The 19,816-nt window shown below is 43.6% G+C and carries 19 protein-coding genes; 7 read left to right on the top strand and 12 right to left on the bottom strand.

All coding sequences use genetic code 11. The features are described 5' to 3' along the window. Positions 1-44: 44 nt before the first annotated feature. Positions 45-923 carry a zinc ABC transporter substrate-binding protein ZnuA gene (gene znuA, locus HGG78_RS06275; RefSeq protein WP_168521487.1) on the bottom strand — a complete coding sequence of 293 codons (879 nt, stop codon included), beginning with the start codon at positions 921-923 and terminating at the stop codon, positions 45-47. An 84-nt stretch (positions 924-1,007) separates the two neighbouring features. Between znuA and znuC the strand changes: the two genes are divergently transcribed. Further along, the gene (gene znuC, locus HGG78_RS06270) at positions 1,008-1,793 is read left to right on the top strand and encodes a zinc ABC transporter ATP-binding protein ZnuC (protein ID WP_172532343.1); all 786 of its coding nucleotides are present in this window, start codon (positions 1,008-1,010) and stop codon (positions 1,791-1,793) included. Beyond that, the gene (gene znuB / locus HGG78_RS06265; protein ID WP_172532342.1) at positions 1,786-2,565 is read left to right on the top strand and encodes a zinc ABC transporter permease subunit ZnuB; all 780 of its coding nucleotides are present in this window, start codon (positions 1,786-1,788) and stop codon (positions 2,563-2,565) included. The genes znuC and znuB overlap by 8 nt, the downstream gene beginning before the upstream one ends. Positions 2,566-2,636: 71 nt before the next feature. Here znuB and sucD read toward each other — a convergent pair whose 3' ends face one another. The 8 genes from sucD to sdhC all read right to left on the bottom strand — a co-directional run bounded on the left by sucD (position 2,637) and on the right by sdhC (position 12,236). After that, on the bottom strand, positions 2,637-3,509 hold the full coding sequence (sucD, locus tag HGG78_RS06260; RefSeq protein ID WP_053311816.1) for a succinate--CoA ligase subunit alpha: 873 nt from the start codon (positions 3,507-3,509) through the stop codon (positions 2,637-2,639). Then, positions 3,509-4,675: an ADP-forming succinate--CoA ligase subunit beta gene (gene sucC / locus HGG78_RS06255; protein WP_053311817.1), complete on the bottom strand. Its 1,167-nt coding sequence runs from the start codon at positions 4,673-4,675 to the stop codon at positions 3,509-3,511. The genes sucD and sucC overlap by 1 nt, the downstream gene beginning before the upstream one ends. A 200-nt stretch (positions 4,676-4,875) precedes the next feature. Beyond that, positions 4,876-6,078 (bottom strand): 2-oxoglutarate dehydrogenase complex dihydrolipoyllysine-residue succinyltransferase, encoded by a 1,203-nt coding sequence (odhB, locus tag HGG78_RS06250; protein ID WP_053311818.1) that lies wholly within the window; start codon positions 6,076-6,078, stop codon positions 4,876-4,878. A 29-nt stretch (positions 6,079-6,107) separates the two neighbouring features. After that, complete coding sequence (gene sucA / locus HGG78_RS06245) at positions 6,108-8,918, bottom strand: 2-oxoglutarate dehydrogenase E1 component (RefSeq protein WP_168521483.1); 2,811 nt, start codon at positions 8,916-8,918, stop codon at positions 6,108-6,110. Positions 8,919-9,006: 88 nt separating this feature from the next. Continuing rightward, the gene (locus tag HGG78_RS06240) at positions 9,007-9,720 is read right to left on the bottom strand and encodes a succinate dehydrogenase iron-sulfur subunit (protein ID WP_053311820.1); all 714 of its coding nucleotides are present in this window, start codon (positions 9,718-9,720) and stop codon (positions 9,007-9,009) included. 15 nt (positions 9,721-9,735) lie between these two features. Continuing rightward, a complete protein-coding gene (sdhA, locus tag HGG78_RS06235) occupies positions 9,736-11,502 on the bottom strand; it encodes a succinate dehydrogenase flavoprotein subunit (protein ID WP_053311821.1) in 1,767 nt (588 codons plus the stop codon). Beyond that, the gene (gene sdhD, locus HGG78_RS06230) at positions 11,503-11,850 is read right to left on the bottom strand and encodes a succinate dehydrogenase, hydrophobic membrane anchor protein (RefSeq protein ID WP_053311822.1); all 348 of its coding nucleotides are present in this window, start codon (positions 11,848-11,850) and stop codon (positions 11,503-11,505) included. It lies immediately after the preceding gene. After that, on the bottom strand, positions 11,844-12,236 hold the full coding sequence (sdhC, locus tag HGG78_RS06225) for a succinate dehydrogenase cytochrome b556 subunit (RefSeq protein WP_053311823.1): 393 nt from the start codon (positions 12,234-12,236) through the stop codon (positions 11,844-11,846). The genes sdhD and sdhC overlap by 7 nt, the downstream gene beginning before the upstream one ends. Before the next feature lie 394 nt (positions 12,237-12,630). Here sdhC and HGG78_RS06220 point away from each other — a divergent pair, with 394 nt between their 5' ends. Continuing rightward, a complete protein-coding gene (locus HGG78_RS06220) occupies positions 12,631-13,920 on the top strand; it encodes a citrate synthase (protein WP_053311824.1) in 1,290 nt (429 codons plus the stop codon). A gap of 83 nt (positions 13,921-14,003) precedes the next feature. Here the strand turns inward: HGG78_RS06220 and HGG78_RS06215 are convergent, their stop codons facing one another. Then, positions 14,004-14,762, bottom strand: coding sequence for a Nif3-like dinuclear metal center hexameric protein (locus HGG78_RS06215; protein ID WP_172532341.1), 759 nt, complete (start codon positions 14,760-14,762; stop codon positions 14,004-14,006). Between the two features lie 85 nt (positions 14,763-14,847). Here HGG78_RS06215 and HGG78_RS06210 point away from each other — a divergent pair, with 85 nt between their 5' ends. Beyond that, positions 14,848-15,612, top strand: a complete 765-nt coding sequence (locus HGG78_RS06210; RefSeq protein ID WP_172532340.1) for a DUF1853 family protein — start codon at positions 14,848-14,850, stop codon at positions 15,610-15,612. Positions 15,613-15,704: 92 nt separating this feature from the next. On the opposite strand, the gene pgm is transcribed toward HGG78_RS06210, so the two are convergent. Together pgm and seqA are read right to left on the bottom strand one after the other, a co-directional pair. Beyond that, positions 15,705-17,351 (bottom strand): phosphoglucomutase (alpha-D-glucose-1,6-bisphosphate-dependent), encoded by a 1,647-nt coding sequence (gene pgm / locus HGG78_RS06205; RefSeq protein WP_172532339.1) that lies wholly within the window; start codon positions 17,349-17,351, stop codon positions 15,705-15,707. A gap of 119 nt (positions 17,352-17,470) precedes the next feature. After that, a complete protein-coding gene (gene seqA, locus HGG78_RS06200) occupies positions 17,471-18,019 on the bottom strand; it encodes a replication initiation negative regulator SeqA (RefSeq protein WP_172532338.1) in 549 nt (182 codons plus the stop codon). A gap of 92 nt (positions 18,020-18,111) precedes the next feature. Between seqA and HGG78_RS06195 the strand changes: the two genes are divergently transcribed. From HGG78_RS06195 to fldA, 3 genes are all read left to right on the top strand, one after another. Beyond that, positions 18,112-18,879 carry an alpha/beta fold hydrolase gene (locus HGG78_RS06195; RefSeq protein WP_172532337.1) on the top strand — a complete coding sequence of 256 codons (768 nt, stop codon included), beginning with the start codon at positions 18,112-18,114 and terminating at the stop codon, positions 18,877-18,879. A 108-nt stretch (positions 18,880-18,987) separates the two neighbouring features. Then, entirely contained in the window at positions 18,988-19,209 is a 222-nt protein-coding gene (locus HGG78_RS06190; RefSeq protein WP_053311830.1) for a DUF2788 domain-containing protein, read from the top strand. Positions 19,210-19,257: 48 nt separating this feature from the next. Then, positions 19,258-19,791: a flavodoxin FldA gene (fldA, locus tag HGG78_RS06185; protein WP_172532336.1), complete on the top strand. Its 534-nt coding sequence runs from the start codon at positions 19,258-19,260 to the stop codon at positions 19,789-19,791. The last annotated feature ends 25 nt before the right edge of the window (positions 19,792-19,816 follow it).

Below are 19,816 nucleotides of genomic sequence, written 5' to 3'. Positions count from 1 at the left end.
AAAATGACCACAAGTAAATGTACAACAAACAATACAGCGTGCATCTATTCAGACAAGCAGCCATAAATGCTATTACTCAACTGGTTCAGCAACTCAAAATAGCTGCCACTTTTCACATCTATATCCATACCCAACGGGTCGAGCACACCGCTATTCACTTGGCTACCTCGAGTCACGGTATCGATAACAGCTGGAGTAAACTGTGGCTCTGAAAAAACACATTTAGCTTCATTTTTCGCAAGTGAATTTTTGATGTTGATCAGGGTCTTAGCCCCAGGTTTTCTATCTGGGCTAACGGTAAAGTGACCTATATTATTTAACTGATATTGTTGCTCAAAATATCCATAAGCATCATGAAAAACGTAATAACCTTTATGTTTAACCGAACTCAACTGCTGAACAATATTTCGGTTAGTGATAGCTATTTCATTTAAGAAATTTTCTAAGTTAGCTTGGTATAGCAGCGCATTATCTACATCAGTGCTCTTTAAGCGCTCAGTGATTGCACTAGCGACCTGTTTAGCTTGCTCAACCCCAAGCCAAAAATGAGGATCATGAGTTCCATGGTTATGTCCATCATGGTCATGGTGATCACCAGAGAATTCTCTTAACTTTAGTTCAGGTATTTGACTAATGGTTAAGACGTTATGATGTGCTTGTAAGGTTTTACTTAAAAATGGCTCTAAATCTTCGCCATACCAAATCACTAAATCGGCTGCTCTTATCTTTTTTACATCAGACGGGCGCATTGCGTAATCATGAGGTGATGTGTTGGAACCAAGTAATACCGTTGGTTCTGTGACGCCTTTAGTCAGTTCAAAGGTGATCATTTGAATCGGTTTAATACTTGTCAAAACGGTATTAGCCCAAACCAGTGGTGATAAGGTTGCTAAGCATAAACAGTAGGCGATTTGACGCAACATGGTGGTTTTTCCATTCGGTATATAGCGTTAAAGAGAGCGAAATGTTACATTATAACACTTCCTAATTGCAAATAAGTTCCATTCATGTCCAGCTTAATTCAACTGCAAGATATTTGCGTAGACTTTAATGATCGTCGTGTTTTAGACAATATCAGCATTAGTCTGGAAAAAGGCAAAATTACAACGTTGATCGGTCCCAATGGTGCAGGTAAATCAACACTCGTCAAAGTTTTATTAGGGCTGCAAAAACAAAACAGCGGTACGATTACTCGGGCAAAAAAACTTAAAATTGGCTATGTTCCACAAAAACTAAAGCTCAATGACTCGTTACCCTTACCAGTTAAACGTTTTTTAAGCTTAGCGGGCAATTTCAGTAAGCAAGAGTTATTAGATGCGCTGAGACTGGTTGGCGCTGAACATTTACTAAATAACGATATGCATAAGTTATCCGGGGGAGAAACTCAGCGAGTTTTAATTTCTCGCGCCCTTTTACAACGACCTGATATGCTAATTTTGGATGAACCAGCCCAAGGCGTTGATGTTCAAGGCCAGATCGATCTCTATGACCTCATTGATGCTATACGCCACCGCTTTGGTTGCAGTGTGTTTATGGTTTCACACGATTTACATTTAGTGATGGCTAAAACTGATGATGTCATATGCTTACATCATCATATTTGCTGCTCTGGCTCTCCTGCAGCGATCACGCAGCACCCAAGCTACATAGCTCTGTTTGGTACAAGTAACCGTGAAACGCTTGCGTTTTACCACCATCAGCATGAGCATCATCACCATGACTTAGCCGGTCAACCAGTAAAGGGCGATGCGACTTGCTGCCATAATCATTCACACGGTCACCATCATGATTGAATTTCTTCTCCCATCAATACTTGCGGGTATCGGTATTGCCATTCTTGCAGGACCGCTAGGTTCTTTCGTTGTTTGGCGCAAGATGGCCTACTTTGGCGATACATTAGCACACGCCTCTTTAATGGGACTGGCGCTTGGCTTTTTATTAGATATAAACCTTTATCTAGCGTTACTCGTTTGCTGCCTTGGCCTTGCCATCATTCTTGTTACGATGCAAAAACAGCAGTTGGTGGCCACTGATACATTACTTGGTATTTTGGCACACAGCTCATTATCTGTTGGCTTAATTGCCGTGAGTTTTCTTGATAATGTACGCATTGATCTAATGAGTTATCTATTTGGTGACTTACTCTCGGTTAATACCACAGACCTCATGTTTATTTGGTCAGGTGTCATTGCTGTCAGTATTTTATTATTGATTTTTTGGCGACCCTTACTTTCAACCACAGTGAATGAAGAGCTGGCCTTTGTTGAAGGCATCAACGTCGATCTGATGCGGCTCATTTTAATGCTGCTGATTGGTGTTGTTATCGCTTTAGGTATGAAATTTGTTGGTGCCTTGATCATGACATCGCTACTGATTATACCTGCAGCAACCGCCAGACGTTTGTCCACCACTCCAGAACAAATGGCTTTCATTGCTTCCGTTATTGGAGCATTAGCTGTACTAGGTGGTTTAACTCTTTCATGGCATTTTGATACACCAGCTGGTCCTTCCGTTGTGATCAGTGCAAGCTGTATGTTTATGTGTAGTCAATTTGTAAAACGCTAAAACCCTTACCTATAAAAAAAATAAACCCCAGATTTTATCTGGGGTTTATTTTTCAGTCAGTGGTTAGAGACCTACCAGCCAGTCACTTCACGAAGTGCTTTACCGATATCCGCCAAACTTTTTACTGTTTTAACGCCAGCCGCTTCAAGAGCCGCAAATTTATCTTCTGCCGTACCTTTACCACCAGAAATAATCGCCCCCGCATGGCCCATGCGTTTACCTGGAGGAGCCGTTACACCAGCGATATAAGAAACAACCGGTTTAGTCACATTATCTTTAATAAATGCCGCCGCTTCTTCTTCCGCGGTACCACCAATTTCGCCGATCATAACAATCGCTTCAGTTTCCGGATCTTCTTCAAACAGTTTAAGAATATCAATAAAGTTAGAGCCTGGAATTGGGTCACCACCAATACCAACACAGGTTGATTGGCCAAAGCCTTCATCCGTGGTTTGCTTTACTGCTTCATAAGTCAAAGTACCTGAGCGAGATACAATACCGACTTTACCTTTCTTATGAATATGGCCTGGCATAATACCAATTTTACATTCATCCGGTGTAATAACACCTGGGCAGTTAGGGCCGATCATTCGTACGCCAGATTCGTCCAGACGTACTTTTACATCGAGAAGATCAAGAGTTGGGATACCTTCCGTGATAGTAACAATCAGTTTGATGCCTGCATCAATCGCTTCTAGGATCGCATCTTTACAAAAAGCAGCGGGAACATAGATAACAGAGGCTGTCGCGCCAGTTGTTTCAACAGCTTCACGTACTGTATTAAATACTGGAAGACCTAAATGGGTTTGGCCACCTTTGCCAGGAGAAACGCCACCGACCATTTGAGTGCCGTAGGCAATCGCTTGTTCTGAGTGGAACGTACCTTGTCCACCAGTAAACCCTTGGCAGATAACTTTTGTATCTTTATTAATTAGTACCGACATTATTTGCCCTCCGCCGCAGCAACTACTTTTTCCGCAGCTTCAGTTAGAGAAGTCGCAGCAATGATGTTTAGACCACTTTCCGCCAGCTTTTGAGAGCCTAGCGGCGCGTTGTTACCTTCAAGGCGCACAACGACAGGAACCGTAACACCCACTTCTTCTACAGCGCCAATGATACCGTCAGCAATCAGGTCACAACGAACGATGCCACCGAAGATATTAACAAGCACGGCTTTAACGTTTGAATCAGAAAGAATGATCTTAAATGCTTCTGTTACACGCTCTTTTGTTGCGCCACCACCAACATCTAGGAAGTTTGCCGGTTTGCCGCCATGCAGGTTAACGATGTCCATCGTTCCCATCGCAAGACCGGCGCCATTGACCATACAACCAATGTTGCCTTCAAGAGCGACATAGTTAAGTTCCCACTGAGCTGCATGAGCTTCACGTTCATCTTCTTGCGATGGATCATGCATTTCACGTAATTTTGGCTGGCGGTACATCGCGTTAGAGTCGATGTTAATTTTACCATCTAGACAAAGCAGATTACCTTCAGCGGTAATAACAAGCGGGTTAATCTCAAGCAGGGCAAGGTCATATTGTGCAAACATATTGCCAAGACCCATGAAGATTTTTACAAATTGCTTGATTTGATCACCTTCAAGCCCAAGTTTGAATGCCAGTTCACGGCCTTGGTAAGCCTGCGGTCCTACAAGTGGATCAATCGCGGCTTTATGAATCAGTTCAGGTGTCTCTTCTGCCACTTTTTCAATCTCGACACCACCTTCCGTAGATGCCATGAATACGATACGACGAGATGAACGGTCGACAACCGCTCCAAGGTAAAGTTCGTTCGCTATGTTTGAAGCTTCTTCTACCAAAATTTTAGATACAGGCTGACCATTTGCATCTGTTTGGTAAGTGACAAGATTCTTGCCTAGCCATTTCTGGGCAAAATCTTTAACACCATCTTTGGTGTCATGCAACTCAACGCCGCCCGCTTTACCGCGACCACCAGCGTGTACCTGACATTTGACGACTTTTTTGGCTGTACTAATACGACCCGCAGCTTCAAAAGCTTCTTGTGGCGTATCACAGGCGTAACCTTCTGGTACAGGCAAACCGAATTCTGCAAACAGCTGTTTGGCTTGATATTCATGCAAATTCATTATGTTATTCCGTTTGTTTATCCCTTAAGGGATTTATTATTTCCATAAAGCGACAGCCTCTGCTGTGCTGTACGTCTGTAGGGTGCTTCTCAAATTAAGCGAAGGTATTGGTACTCTTGCTTAAATGAAGGCTAAACGTGAGCATGCTTAGCCTTAAGGTTACTGGCGACTGTTACAGCCGCCAGTGTTGAAAACTCAACTTAAACGTCTAGTAATAGACGAGCTGGATCTTCAAGTAGTTCTTTGATTGTCACAAGGAAACCAACCGATTCACGTCCATCGATAAGACGGTGATCGTAAGATAGAGCTAGGTACATCATTGGCAAAATTTCTACTTTACCATCGACAGCCATAGGACGATCTTGGATTTTGTGCATACCAAGAATTGCAGCTTGTGGCGGGTTAATGATTGGCGTCGACATCAACGAGCCAAACACACCGCCATTCGTGATAGTAAAATTACCACCAGTCAATTCTTCAACCGTTAACTTGCCGTCACGACCTTTGATTGCAAGCTCTTTGATGCCTTTTTCAATTTCAGCAAGGCTCAATGTATCACAATCTTTTAAGACTGGCGTCACAAGACCACGTGGTGTAGAAACAGCCATGCTGATATCGAAATAGTTATGATAAACAATTTCTTCACCATCAATAGAAGCATTCACTTCAGGGTAACGCTTGAGCGCTTCAGTCACCGCTTTGACATAAAACGACATAAAGCCAAGACGAATACCATGCTTCTCTTCAAACAAGCCTTGATACTGCTTGCGAAGATCCATGATCGGTTTCATGTTCACTTCGTTGAATGTCGTTAACATCGCGGTGCTATTTTTCGCTTCCAATAAGCGCTCAGCAACACGCTTACGCAAACGAGTCATAGGCACGCGTTTTTGGCTACGTGCGGCAGCTTGCACTGGAGCAACTTCAACCATTGGAGCTGTCTTTTTCGCATTCGCTAGGTGAGCATCAATATCTTCACGAGTGATACGTCCGCCAACCCCGCTACCTTTAACCTGACTAGCTTCCAAACCATGCTCAGCAAGCAAGCGGCGAACTGCAGGGCTTAGAGCGTCATTGCTCTCTTCGGTTAACGTTGCTTTGTGGCGCTTATCAGGTGAAGGCTCTGTATCACTCGTTGTATCTTTTGTTGGTTCACCAGCGACTGCGCCTGGTTTCAACTTAGCTAACAACTGCTTAGAAAGTACTGTTGCACCTTCTTCTTCAACAATGACTTCAAGTACACCAGCTTCAGGAGCGGGAACTTCAAGCACAACTTTATCAGTTTCAATTTCAACAATAACTTCATCACGTTCAACCGCTTCGCCTGGCTTTTTGTGCCATGTTGCTACGGTTGCATCTGCAACTGATTCAGGTAGATCTGGAACCAGAATTTCAATTGTCATATCTGTATCTTCCTTTTACTTCTAGTTCTTTAAGCTAGGGTCAGAGCGTCTTCAACCAACGCTTTTTGTTGTTTCAAGTGTACTGACATATAACCAACCGCTGGTGAAGCAGATGCTGGACGCCCTGCATATTTCAGATCAGCACCTGCTGGAATGGCAGAACGGAAGTTATGTTGGCTACTGTACCAAGCACCTTGGTTTTGTGGCTCTTCTTGGCACCATACGTAATCAACAACATTAGTGTACTGAGCAATGGCTGCTTCCACTTCCTCTTTAGGGAATGGATACAACTGTTCTATCCGCACGATCGCAACATCATCTTGTTCGTTGTTACGACGTTGCTCAAGTAAGTCGTAGTAAACTTTACCTGAACAGAACACCACACGTTTCACTTTAGCTGCATCAAGGTTATCAATTTCACCAATTGCTGGTAAGAATGAACCTTCGGCTAAATCTTCAAGCGTTGATGTACATAGCGGATGACGTAGCAAAGATTTCGGCGACATTACAATCAACGGTCGACGCATCGGACGAACCACTTGACGACGTAGCATGTGGTAAACCTGAGCTGGCGTTGATGGAACAATAACCTGCATATTTTGTTCTGCACATAGCTGCAAGTAACGTTCTAAACGGGCTGATGAGTGCTCTGGACCTTGGCCTTCATAACCATGAGGCAGAAGCATAGTTAAGCCACACAAGCGCGCCCATTTTTGTTCACCAGAAGAAATAAACTGGTCGATAACAACTTGAGCACCATTAGCAAAGTCACCAAACTGCGCTTCCCAAATCGTTAGGCCGCTTGGTTCTGCTGTTGCATAGCCATACTCAAATGCCAATACCGCTTCTTCAGAAAGAACAGAATCGAGCACTTCAAACGGGCCTTGCTTGTCATGAATATTGGCTAAAGGAATATAGGTGCTTGCATCGCTTTGATTATGCAATACCGAATGGCGATGGAAGAAAGTACCACGCCCAGAGTCTTGCCCAGAAATACGAATGCGCTTGCCATCATCGACTAATGTTGCATAAGCAAGTGTTTCAGCCATACCCCAGTCCAGCAGCTTTTCACCGTTTACCATCGCTTGACGATCGTTGTATATTTTATCAACACGGCTTTGCAGCTTATGGCTTTCTGGATACTGACAAATTCTGTTGCCTAGCTCTTTTAAACGCCCCAGGTCAATTTGGCTATCCCAAGGCATATCCCATTCATGGCCAATATACGGTGACCAATCAACCGAATGCAGCGCCATTGGACGCCACTCTTTCACGACCACTTCGCCATGATCAAGAGCATCACGATATTCATTGACTAATTGAGTAGCCGTTTCTATATCGAATTCACCGCGTTCAATTAACACATCAGCATAAAGCTTACGTGGTGTTGGATGCTTCTTGATCTTTTGGTACATCAAAGGCTGCGTTGCATTAGGTTCATCAGCTTCGTTATGGCCATGGCGTCGGTAACAGACTAAGTCAATAACCACATCACGTTTAAACTCATTGCGATAATCAAGCGCAATGCGCGTAACAAAAGCAACGGCTTCAGGGTCATCAGCATTCACATGGAAAATAGGTGCTTGGACCATTTTTGCGATGTCAGTACAGTACATAGTCGAACGCGTATCACGAGGGTTCGAAGTCGTAAAACCAACTTGGTTATTAATGACGATACGTACCGTACCACCAACGCAGTAACCACGCGCCAAAGACATATTAAAGGTTTCAGCAACGACACCTTGTCCTGCGACCGCAGAATCTCCATGAATTGAAATCGGTAACACCGCTGAGCCATCCTCATCACCTAAGCGATCTTGACGAGCTCTAACAGAACCAATAACAACAGGGTTAACGATCTCAAGGTGAGATGGGTTGAATGCTAGTGCTAAATGCACATCACCACCTGGAGTGGCAAAATCAGCCGAGAAACCTTGGTGATATTTAACATCACCCGTCCCCCACGTTTCATCATGCTTACCAGCAAATTCATCGAATAAATCTTGAGGTTTTTTACCCAGGACATTGACTAGCATATTCAAACGACCACGGTGAGCCATTCCAATCACAACTTCCCTCATGCCATTACCGCCAGCATGTCGAATCAGTTCTTTCATCATTGGAATTAACGCATCACCACCTTCGAGTGAGAAACGCTTAGCACCGGGGAATTTCGCACCAAGATAACGCTCAAGCCCTTCAGCCGCTGTAAGTTCTTCAAGGAATACTCGTTTTTCATCTTGAGTAAAGGATGGCTGACCAACCACAGACTCTAAACGCTGCTGAATCCAACGTTTTTGCTCAGTATCTGTCATGTGCATATATTCTGCACCGATAGATCCGCAATAGGTTTTATTCAGGGCTTGATGAATATCTTTCAACTTCATGGTTTCTTGCCCAATAGCAAAAGAACCGACGTTGAAAGTTTCTTCGAGATCATCTTCGTTGAGATTATGAAATGACGGGTCTAATTCAGCAACAGGTGGACGTTGCCAAAGACCGAGGGGATCAAGCTGGGCAGCTTCATGACCGCGGAAGCGGTAAGCATTAATTAGCTGCAAGACTTTTACTTGCTTTGCATCGACATCAGGATCACTAACTTGGACATTGTAATGCTTTGTTTCTTTAGCGAGTCGTCGGAAGTAGTCACGGACACGTGAATGTGGTTGTTCTACCACATTGTCAGATTGCGCAGGCAATCCATCAAAAACACGTTTCCACTCCTCACTTACCAGATCGGGATCACTTAGATACAGTTCGTAGAGGTCCTCTACGTAAGTTGCATTGGCGCCAGCCAAGTGTGAAGACTCGAGCCATGCCTTCATCACGCCGTTGTGCATATTTTCCCTTAACCAGTAGTTTTCACGTTTGCTTCGGTCTATGCCGAGCTATTAAAGGCAGGTCCGAAGACCTGCAATTTTATTCATTTTAAACCGAGCGATTAACAAGCATAGATTTGATATGCCCAATTGCTTTCGTCGGGTTTAATCCCTTAGGACAAACACTTACACAATTCATGATGCCATGGCAACGAAAAACGCTAAATGCATCATCAAGATTAGATAAACGTTCATCTGTTGCAGTATCTCGACTATCAATTAACCAACGATACGCCGCAAGCAAACCAGCAGGGCCGATAAATTTATCCGGGTTCCACCAAAAAGATGGGCACGATGTTGTACAGCATGCACACATGATGCATTCGTACAAACCATCTAGGTGGGCACGTTCGTCTGGTGACTGAAGATTCTCGCGTGCAGGCGGTAAGTTTCCATCCGTCACTAAATATGGCTTAACTTTTTCATAGTTCTCATAGAACTGAGCCATATCGACAATCAGGTCACGTACTACTGGTAAACCAGGCAGAGGACGAATGACAATGGTGTCTTTGTTTAACAACGCCGACAGCGGAGTAATACAAGCCAAACCATTTTTACCATTCATATTCAAACCATCAGAACCACAAACCCCTTCACGGCATGAACGGCGGAAAGCGATGGTTGGGTCTTGCTCTTTCAGTAAGATCAACGCATCCAACACCATCATGTCAGAGCCTTCTTCCACTTCCAGCACGTAATCCTTCATGTATGGCTTCTGATCGACATCTGGATTGTAGCGGTATATAGAGAATTTCAATTTCATAATAACGCCCTCTCCTTAGTACGTACGTGCTTTAGGTGGAAATGCATCACGGTAAATGGGTTCCATATTTACATTACGCTTCGACATAGTTTCTGTCTCAGGATTGTAAATTGAATGGCACAACCAATTTTGGTCATCACGATCTGGGTAATCGAAACGCGCATGAGCACCACGGCTTTCAGTACGATAGTTGGCAGCAACCGCAGTAGCGAATGCCGTCTCCATTAAGTTTTCTAGCTCTAAACACTCAATACGCTGAGTGTTGAACTCGGTTGACTTATCAGAAAGGTACGCATTATTTAATCGTTCGCGAATGACTTTAAGCTCTTCTAAACCTTTTGCCATCGCTTCACCTTCACGGAATACTGAGAAGTTATTCTGCATACATTGTTGAAGATCTTTACGAATTTGTGCAGGGTCTTCACCACCAGTACTATTTTCCCAACGATTATAGCGTTCAAGAGATTTTTGAATATCAGCTTCAGTAGCAGGTTTTGCGTCAGCTTGTTTCTTAAGCGTTTCACCCAAATGTAAGCCTGTCGCTCGACCAAAAACCACTAAATCAAGTAACGAGTTACCACCTAAACGGTTCGCACCATGAACAGAAACAGAAGCAATCTCGCCACACGCAAACAGACCTTGAACTTCTACATCTGCGCCATTAGCGTCTTGTTTGATAGCTTGACCTGAAACTTGAGTCGGAACCCCCCCCATCATGTAATGACAAGTTGGGATGACTGGGATTGGTTCTTTGACCGGATCAACGTGAGCAAAAGTGCGTGATAATTCACAAACACCAGGTAAGCGAGACTCTAACGTTTCTTTGCCTAAGTGATCGAGTTTCAATTTGATATGTGGTCCCCATGGGCCATCGCAACCACGACCTTCACGGATCTCAATCATCATTGAACGAGCAACAACATCACGACCAGCCAAATCTTTAGCATTTGGTGCATAACGCTCCATAAAACGTTCACCATCTTTATTTAGCAGGTAACCACCCTCACCACGACAGCCTTCAGTTACAAGCACACCTGCACCTGCGATACCTGTCGGGTGGAATTGCCACATTTCAATATCTTGCATTGGCACGCCAGCACGGATCGCCATACCCACACCGTCACCGGTGTTGATGTGCGCGTTAGTTGTTGACGCATAAATACGGCCAGCACCGCCTGTCGCAAGAACTGTCGCTTTTGCTTTAAAGTAGCAAACTTCACCCGTTTCCATACACAGTGCTGTACAGCCAAGCACTGCACCATCTTCATTTTTCACCAAATCAAGGGCGTACCATTCAGAGAAAATGGTCGTTTTATGTTTGATATTTTGTTGGTATAGAGTATGGAGCAAAGCGTGGCCAGTACGGTCAGCCGCAGCGGCAGTACGAGCCGCTTGTTCACCACCGAAATTCTTCGACTGGCCACCAAACGGACGTTGATAAATAGTACCATTATCAAAACGAGAAAAAGGTAGTCCCATTTTCTCAAGTTCGATAACTGATTCTGGACCATTTTTACACATGTATTCGATAGCATCTTGGTCTCCGATATAATCCGAGCCTTTCACTGTATCGTACATATGTTGTTCCCAGTGATCTTCATGCGCATTACCTAGCGCTACAGTAATGCCACCTTGAGCTGATACCGTATGAGAACGAGTTGGGAAAACTTTTGACAGCAAAGCACATGATAGGCCTTGCTCTGAAATTTGCAGTGCGGCACGCATGCCAGCACCACCTGCACCGATTACAACGGCATCAAATTCACGAACTGGAATAGTCACTTACGCACCCCACAATACAAATAAGCCAGAGAAGAAGTATCCAAATAGCACGGCGATAACCACAAGCTGTAAACCACCGCGTAACTTAGAACACTTGATATAATCCGTTAGTACTTGCCATAGGCCTATCCAGCCATGGATTAGGACTGAGACTAACGCTAGCATTGTGAAGACTTTAGTAAATGTACCACCAAAGAACTGCGTCCAAGAGACGTAAGAAATATCTCCTGAGAAAGCACAAAAGCTCACTAGGTAGATAGTATAAAGCGTCATGATGATCGCAGAGGCACGGATGAGTAGGTAATCATGCACCCCGTTGCGACCAACTGAAGAAACGTGTTTTACCATACCAAAACCCCCGCTAAAACTGACAACACTGCGGTTACGATAAACGTAACTTTTGCACTCATTGCACCAGACTCTAGCTCTTCAAAATGGCCGAGGTCCATCAGCAAATGGCGAATACCACCAGCAATGTGGTATGACAGTGCAGTTAATATTCCCCACAAGATAAATTTCACAAAAAAGCCGTTAACAATGTTGCTGGCTTCCATAAAACCTACAGGGGAGGCTAACGAGAGGGAGAGTAACCACAACAAAATTCCGACTGCAACAAACATGATCACCCCAGACACACGATGTAGGATAGATGCGATTGCGCTGATCGGAAAGTGGATGGTCTGTAAATCTAAATTAACAGGTCTTGACTTTCTTTCTTTCACGGGCTTGCTCACTCAGCTCCATTGAGCATTTATAGTTATAGATGAAATTTGGTTCCAAACCCACAAAAGTTAACATTAATTTAACAACAAGCCGCGGAATCAGCACGGTTAAATGTAAAAACATTGTTAACAACAAGACTAAACACACTACCTCACAATTGTTTTTAGCCTTGAATTTATAAGGTTTTCACCAAAATTTGCAGTGCCACTATACGGCTGGCAACATTCTAATACAATTGATGTAACAATTTTTGCTACACAGAACAGATTTTTAACTTTATATGTCCAAAAAATCTAAACAAGTGCACACATCAGAGGAGAAAAATTGACTTTAACCCCGAACACACGTAAAAAAATGTCACACAAACATCCTGGACGGATTAAATAATAAACAAAGGAGATTGTTATGGCAGATAAGAAAGCTACCCTTCATATCGAAGGCAAAGCGCCAATCGAACTGCCGATTATGGATGGGACAGTAGGTCCTCAAGTAATCGACGTTCGTAAACTGGGGTCCAACGGATACTTCACTTTTGATCCTGGTTTCCTTGCCACTGCATCTTGTGAATCTCAAATCACTTATATTGATGGTGGTAAAGGGGTGTTATTGCACCGTGGTTTCCCTATCGATCAGTTAGCCAATAACGCCGATTACTTAGAAGTTTGTTACATTCTTCTTTATGGTGAAGCTCCAAATCGTGAACAATACGAAGAGTTTAAAAAGATCGTTACTCGCCATACGATGGTTCATGAACAAATTGCGAGTTTCTTTCACGGTTTCCGCCGTGACGCTCACCCAATGGCTGTTATGTGCGGTGTGGTTGGAGCGCTTGCGGCGTTCTACCACGATTCACTCGACATTAATAATGATACACACCGTGAGATAGCGGCTTACCGCCTGCTTTCTAAAATGCCAACACTTGCAGCCATGTGTTACAAGTACTCAACTGGTCAACCGTTTATTTACCCACGGAATGATCTAAACTATGCGGAAAACTTCCTGCACATGATGTTTGCAACGCCATGTGAAGAATATGAAGTCAACCCTGTAGTGGCTCGTGCGATGGATAAAATATTTACCCTGCACGCTGATCACGAGCAAAATGCGTCTACATCGACCGTACGTCTAGCGGGTTCTTCAGGTGCTAACCCATTTGCGTGTATTGCCGCTGGTATTGCTTCTTTATGGGGACCAGCTCATGGTGGTGCAAACGAAGCTTGTTTGCGCATGCTTGAAGAAATTGGCAGCGTAGATAACATTCCTGAGTATGTGGTGAGAGCAAAAGATAAGGATGATCCATTCCGCTTAATGGGCTTTGGTCACCGAGTGTATAAAAACTATGATCCACGAGCGACGGTAATGCGTGAAGCTTGTCATGAAGTTCTAAAAGAGTTGAACATCCAAGACCCACTATTGGATGTGGCGATGGAGCTTGAACGCATCGCACTTTCTGACGAATATTTTGTTGAGAAAAAACTCTACCCGAACGTTGATTTCTACTCAGGCATTATCCTAAAAGCTATCGGTATCCCAGTTTCTATGTTTACCGTTATCTTCGCCATGTCTCGTACTATTGGTTGGATTGCACACTGGAACGAAATGCACAGCGACCCTGACAATAAAATTGGCCGTCCTCGCCAACTTTACACAGGTCAAAAAATGCGTGATTTCAAACCATTGCACGAACGCGAATAACAGATCTAGTCAGTATGACTTAATTGAAAAGAGCGAGTATCCACTCGCTCTTTTTTATTTTATGCAACCACGCAACAAGCTGACTACACAGGATTATCGATATCGATAAACTCAACCTCAAAACCATATTCTCTCGCTAACCATTCTCCTAAAGCCTTAATACCATAACGCTCTGTTGCATGATGCCCGGCTGAAAAATAATGAATACCCTGCTCTCTTGCCGAATAGGTGGTTCGTTCTGATATTTCACCAGAAATAAAGGCATCAAGTCCCTGTTGCACCGCAAGTTCGATGTAATCTTGCCCCCCGCCCGTACACCAACCAACGGTTTCAATCATTTTTTCCGTCTGTTCTGGCGCAATATGCAAAGGCTGACGGTTGAGAACTTGATTGATTTTGCTCGCCAACTCAGCACCTGACATCGGTTTGTTAAGACGCCCAAACATGGCAACAGATTGAGGGTGACCTTCCATTCCACCTTCGACTTCAATATCGAGTAAACGCGCAAGCTCGGCGTTATTCCCTAACTCTGGATGGATATCTAGTGGTAAGTGGTAACCAAATAGGTTGATATCATTTTTAATTAAAGTTCGAATTCGTTTGCCCTTCATGCCTCGAATCGGTTCAGGTTCACCTTTCCAAAAATAGCCATGGTGAACCAGTAAAGCATCGGCTTTAAGTTCGACAGCCTTGTCAATGAGCGCTTGAGAGGCGGTAACACCCGTAACAATCTTTTTGATTTTAGATCGACCTTCGACTTGTAATCCATTCGGGCAATAGTCTTTAATTAACTGAGGAGTAAGCTTTTGATTAATTAAAGCTTCAAGTTGTAAATTATCCATTATTCATCCCAAGATTGTATTTTTAACTAGCGTGGTTATAGCAATTCCGAGCTAAGATGTCGAAAAATGAAGAAGAGAAATATCAATGAAGATAGACCTAAACTCACTGGCTAATTGGGTATCAACCACTCCTGCATTATTTCATGACAAAGGTGTTGTTGCCGCGCATCATCCCTTTATGCGGGATATTCCGCAGCTTAAAGAAAGTTATGCTGGTAACCCAAGATTAGGCTTTATCTATCAGCATCTATGCTCTCTACTATTTAGACTCGATCCAACGTATTCAGCTGTATCTGAAGAAATTCAATTAAATGATGCGGGAACGACACTGGGTTCACTTGATTTCGTTGTGAAAAATAAGCGGCAGCAACGCTATGAACACTGGGAAGTGGCGATTAAATTTTACCTTCTCCATCAAGAGCTCTGGTACGGACCAAACTCACAAGATCGTCTTGATATAAAGCTCGACCACATGCTCAATCAGCAACTAACGCTATCTCAGTCCGAATCATTTCAAACCACCTACCCACTATGGCGTGACATCAGCCACCACTTGTTAATGCAAGGCCGTTTGTATATCAACCCCTTTGCCAATGAAACGGTTCCAGAACAATGTTTAGGTTACACAATTAATTCATCACAAATTGCTGGGTATTGGTGCTATCAAAGCCAAACAGAGCAAATAAACGAAACGCTATTCTTACTTGACAAACCACAATGGATAAGCGGAAAAAGTACTACAAGCCCAGTTTTTGCCTCAGCCCCAGAACAAGGTTTTGTGCATTGCCAAATTGAGAGTGGTCGATTTTGGTTTATCGTGCCAGAGCAATGGCCACATCACAGCGTTTGAACTGTGCATTACTGTTTTGATATGCCATTTAAGCGATGATGGAAACAAAACGGGCGACCAACATGGTCGCCCGTTTACATTGATGATTTGTATTATAAACCCGCGTCAGCAAATACTTGATTAACAATATCCTGAGCTTCAGATTCAATCTGCTTTAAGTGCTCTTCACCTTTAAAGCTTTCACAATAAATTTTGTAAATATCTTCCGTACCTGAAGGACGAGCTGCAAACCAACCAAAATCGGTAGTCACTTTAAGGCCACCGATTGCCGCGCCATTACCCGGAGCATGCGTCAAACGTGCGGTGATTGCGTCACCTGCCAATGTTTGCGCTGATACCATTTCTGGTGACAGCTTGCTAAGTACAGCTTTTTGCGGGCCATTAGCGACCGCTTGGATACGGCTGTACTTTGACTCGCCATGTTTTGCTGCAAGCTCTTCATAGTATTGTTGCGGGTTTTTGCCTGTCACTGCGGTAATTTCTGCTGCCAGTAAACAAAGAATAATGCCGTCTTTATCTGTTGACCATGGCGTACCGTCTTTACGCAGGAAAGATGCCCCGGCGCTTTCTTCACCGCCAAAACCAAATTGACCGCTGTATAAACCATCAACAAACCATTTAAAGCCAACCGGTACTTCACACAATTCACGGCCAAGGTCAGCGACAACACGATCAATAAGAGCACTTGATACCAATGTTTTGCCAACAGCCACGTCTTGACGCCATTGCTGACGATGACGATATAGGTAGTCAATACATACCGCTAAGAAATGGTTCGGGTTCATCAAACCTTTCGGTGTCACAATACCGTGGCGGTCATAATCAGGATCATTACCAAAAGCTAAGTCATACTCATCTTTTAGTGCCAGCAGCCCTGCCATCGCATAAGGTGAAGAACAGTCCATACGCACCACACCATCTTTATCCAATGACATGAATTGGAAAGTAGGATCAACCGCCTCACTGACTAGCGTTAAATTCAGCTTATAAGCTTTAGCAATTTGACGCCAATAATCGATGCCACTACCGCCCAATGGATCAACACCCAGTTTAAGGTTAGCTTTTTGGATAGCTTGCATATCAATAACATTGACCAAGTCATCAATATACGGTTTCACGAGATCAACCTCTTTAAACAGTGGTGACTGCTTGGCTTGCGTAATCGCTACGCGTTTAACACCTTGCATGCCCTCTGCAATAATGACATTCGCTCGGTCTTCTATCGCTTGCGTTAATTCACCTTCAGCTGGACCACCGTGTGTTGGGTTGTACTTAATTCCACCGTCTTGTGGCGGATTGTGCGATGGTGTAATTACAATACCATCGGCTTTCTGTTGATGAGTTAAGTTATAAGTCAGAATCGCGTGTGAGATACCTGGCGTTGGTGTATAGCCATTATTCTGTTGCACAATCACTTCAATGCCATTGGCAATCAGCACTTCAACAACGCTAGAAAATGCAGGTTCCGATAACGCATGCGTATCTTTTCCAACAAAAATAGGACCTTGAGTACCTTGTTCTGCACGCACTTCGGCCAGTGCCTGAGTAATCGCTAAGATATGATTTTCGTTGAAGGTTGATTTATCTGCGCTACCGCGATGACCTGAAGTACCGAACTGCACTTTATGCTCAGGGCAAGTAGGATCGGGTTGAAGTAAGAAATAGTTTGCGACAAGCGCAGGGATATTATGTAGATCTTCCTGAAGCGCTTTCTGTCCTGCGCGTGGGTGCATAGCCATTTTTGACATCCTTTCTTGAAATAACGACGAAACAAAAAGCCTCATAATACGAAATTTATTTCTCGCAGTATGAGGCTTAAATCAGATTTTTATCTTTGAATAACAAGCTAAAGAGAATGTTAGATAGCGTTTGTTACTTTCTCAATGATGTCTGATGGGAAATTCATCAGCGCCATCAATTGTTCAATCATCTGCTGCTTACGGCTGGTATTATTGTTAGTGATCACCCAAAACGGCGTATTTGGAATCGCTTTTGGTTTGGTTGTTTGACCACTTTCAAGTAAAGTTTGCTCATTATCTGCAAAGTAAACACGTTTACGCCCTTTGTTCACTAATGTCGCTTCAGAAAAACTTGCAGGATCAATGCGGTATAAAGTTGAAAGCACCAACATAAAGCGATCAATCGCTTTTTTCAGACCCGCAAATTCATCAGAAATCAGCAAAGAACGCATCTCTTTTACGCTATCAATCTGTGTATCTCGAACGGCATCTTTACTCACAACAATGCCTTTAGGTTCAACGTTTACTTGTGTCATTACCGTTGCAGCAGAAACCTTACCATCAACGTTCAGCAAACGACGTAAAATGTCAGACGCGCTTTCACCAATATGCTGGGTTTGACTTGCAATGTAACGGTATAGATCCTCATCAACCTCAATTGTTTTCATTCGCTTTTCACAATCTCAATGTTTAAACTCTGGGGGATTATAGCGAGATCTTCACTGATACTCTACGTTAAACCAATCACTAATAAGATAAAATGTCAGCACTTCTTAATTACAAACTCGAAGGTGAAGGTCACACCGTTGTTTTGATCCATGGGTTATTTGGTAATCTCGACAATTTAGGCTTACTCGCCCGAGATCTTAAAACCGACCATCAAGTCCTAAGTATTGACCTGCGTAACCACGGTCAATCATTCCACTCACAGCAGCATGATTACACCGGTATGGCTCAAGATGTCGCCAATCTACTCGAGCATCTAGCCGTTGACTCAGCGATAGTCATCGGACATTCAATGGGCGGTAAAGTCGCCATGAAGCTGACTGAAATTGCACCGAAGAAAATGAGCAAACTTATTGTGTTAGATATGGCACCGGTGAGCTACCACCAACGACGACATGACAATGTGCTCGCAGGGCTTAAGGCGGTTATCGAACAACAACCAAGCTCTCGTGCTAAAGTGATGTCGATTCTAGCCGAGCATATTGAACTCGAAGGTGTACGACAGTTTTTGAGTAAATCAATCGCAAAAGGTAATGATAACGTCATGACATGGCGTTTCAATGTCGCAAGTATTGAGAGCAATTATTGGCATATCTTAGGCTGGCAGCCTATTGCGACCACCGATATCCCAACACTATTCATTAAAGGCAGTGAGTCAGATTATTTAATGGCTGAGCATCAGCCCTTGATTCAGCAACAATTTAGCCAAGCGAAAGCCCACGTCATTGCTAATACTGGCCACTGGTTACACGCTGAGAAGCCGGTAGAAGTGTTACGAGCTATCCGCAAGTTCATCGATTAAGCATCGTTTGTTGTTGAAACAAGTGTGAAATAGGTACTCATGCACGCATTAACTTTGATGAATAACAGTGGTATAGTGCGCGCAAGCAAATTGGCATAAAGGATTCCCATGCTGTACGACTACATGAACATGCTTGAGTCGATTGGACTCGATCTTCTTTTTGCAGCTATATTCTTTCTTATTGGTATGGCGATCAAAGATGTCCTTAAGCAGGGTAATGTTCCACCATTTGGACGTCGTATTGTATGGCTGGTTCTGTTTTTAGGGTGTGCTGGCTTTATCACTAAAGGGCTAATCCAACTCAGTTGGGAAGGCACCGGTCTTGGATAAAGATCAGCTTCATCCGCCAGAAAATGACAAATTAAAGGTAATGATTCTATGGCAAGTGTAGGTCTCTTCTTTGGTAGCGATACCGGTAATACTGAAGCGGTTGCGAAGATGATTCAAAAGCAACTGGGTAAGCAGCTCGTTCACGTTCAAGATATTGCTAAAAGCAGCAAAGAAGATATTGATAATTTCGACTTATTGCTTCTTGGTATTCCAACTTGGTACTACGGTGAAGCACAGTGTGACTGGGATGATTTCTTCCCTGAATTAGAAGCGATCGACTTCTCAACCAAGCTGGTTGCTATTTTCGGTTGTGGTGACCAAGAAGATTACGCAGAGTATTTCTGCGATGCAATGGGTACCGTGCGCGACATTATCGAAAGCAAAGGCGCAACCATCATTGGTCATTGGCCAACCGAAGGTTATGAATTTGAAGCATCAAAAGCATTGGTAGCCGGTGATAACGACCACTTTGTCGGTCTGTGCATTGATGAAGACCGCCAGCCTGAGTTGACCGACGAACGCGTCAGCAAATGGGTTAAGCAAATTTACGATGAAATGTGCTTAGCTGAGCTTGAAGACTAAAAAAGCCCCCCTGCGAGAACAGGGG

Source organism: Vibrio aestuarianus, from assembly GCF_012395185.1.
GTDB lineage: Bacteria > Pseudomonadota > Gammaproteobacteria > Enterobacterales > Vibrionaceae > Vibrio > Vibrio aestuarianus.
Note: the sequence above shows the minus strand (reverse complement) of the source record. Positions and strands in the feature narration are given on the sequence as shown.

Bases quoted from the DNA above. Each gene is read 5' to 3' on its own strand.
- sdhD (WP_053311822.1), bottom strand. From the start codon at position 11,850: ATGGTAAAACACGTTTCTTCAGTTGGTCGCAACGGGGTGCATGATTAC.
- HGG78_RS06190 (WP_053311830.1), top strand. From the start codon at position 18,988: ATGCTGTACGACTACATGAACATGCTTGAGTCGATTGGACTCGATCTT.
- znuA (WP_168521487.1), bottom strand. From the start codon at position 923: ATGTTGCGTCAAATCGCCTACTGTTTATGCTTAGCAACCTTATCACCA.
- HGG78_RS06210 (WP_172532340.1), top strand. From the start codon at position 14,848: ATGAAGATAGACCTAAACTCACTGGCTAATTGGGTATCAACCACTCCT.
- HGG78_RS06220 (WP_053311824.1), top strand. From the start codon at position 12,631: ATGGCAGATAAGAAAGCTACCCTTCATATCGAAGGCAAAGCGCCAATC.
- znuB (WP_172532342.1), top strand. From the start codon at position 1,786: ATGATTGAATTTCTTCTCCCATCAATACTTGCGGGTATCGGTATTGCC.
- znuC (WP_172532343.1), top strand. From the start codon at position 1,008: ATGTCCAGCTTAATTCAACTGCAAGATATTTGCGTAGACTTTAATGAT.
- sucC (WP_053311817.1), bottom strand. From the start codon at position 4,675: ATGAATTTGCATGAATATCAAGCCAAACAGCTGTTTGCAGAATTCGGT.
- HGG78_RS06215 (WP_172532341.1), bottom strand. From the start codon at position 14,762: ATGGATAATTTACAACTTGAAGCTTTAATTAATCAAAAGCTTACTCCT.
- seqA (WP_172532338.1), bottom strand. From the start codon at position 18,019: ATGAAAACAATTGAGGTTGATGAGGATCTATACCGTTACATTGCAAGT.
- HGG78_RS06195 (WP_172532337.1), top strand. From the start codon at position 18,112: ATGTCAGCACTTCTTAATTACAAACTCGAAGGTGAAGGTCACACCGTT.
- odhB (WP_053311818.1), bottom strand. From the start codon at position 6,078: ATGACAATTGAAATTCTGGTTCCAGATCTACCTGAATCAGTTGCAGAT.
- sucA (WP_168521483.1), bottom strand. From the start codon at position 8,918: ATGCACAACGGCGTGATGAAGGCATGGCTCGAGTCTTCACACTTGGCT.
- pgm (WP_172532339.1), bottom strand. From the start codon at position 17,351: ATGGCTATGCACCCACGCGCAGGACAGAAAGCGCTTCAGGAAGATCTA.
- sucD (WP_053311816.1), bottom strand. From the start codon at position 3,509: ATGTCGGTACTAATTAATAAAGATACAAAAGTTATCTGCCAAGGGTTT.
- fldA (WP_172532336.1), top strand. From the start codon at position 19,258: ATGGCAAGTGTAGGTCTCTTCTTTGGTAGCGATACCGGTAATACTGAA.
- HGG78_RS06240 (WP_053311820.1), bottom strand. From the start codon at position 9,720: ATGAAATTGAAATTCTCTATATACCGCTACAATCCAGATGTCGATCAG.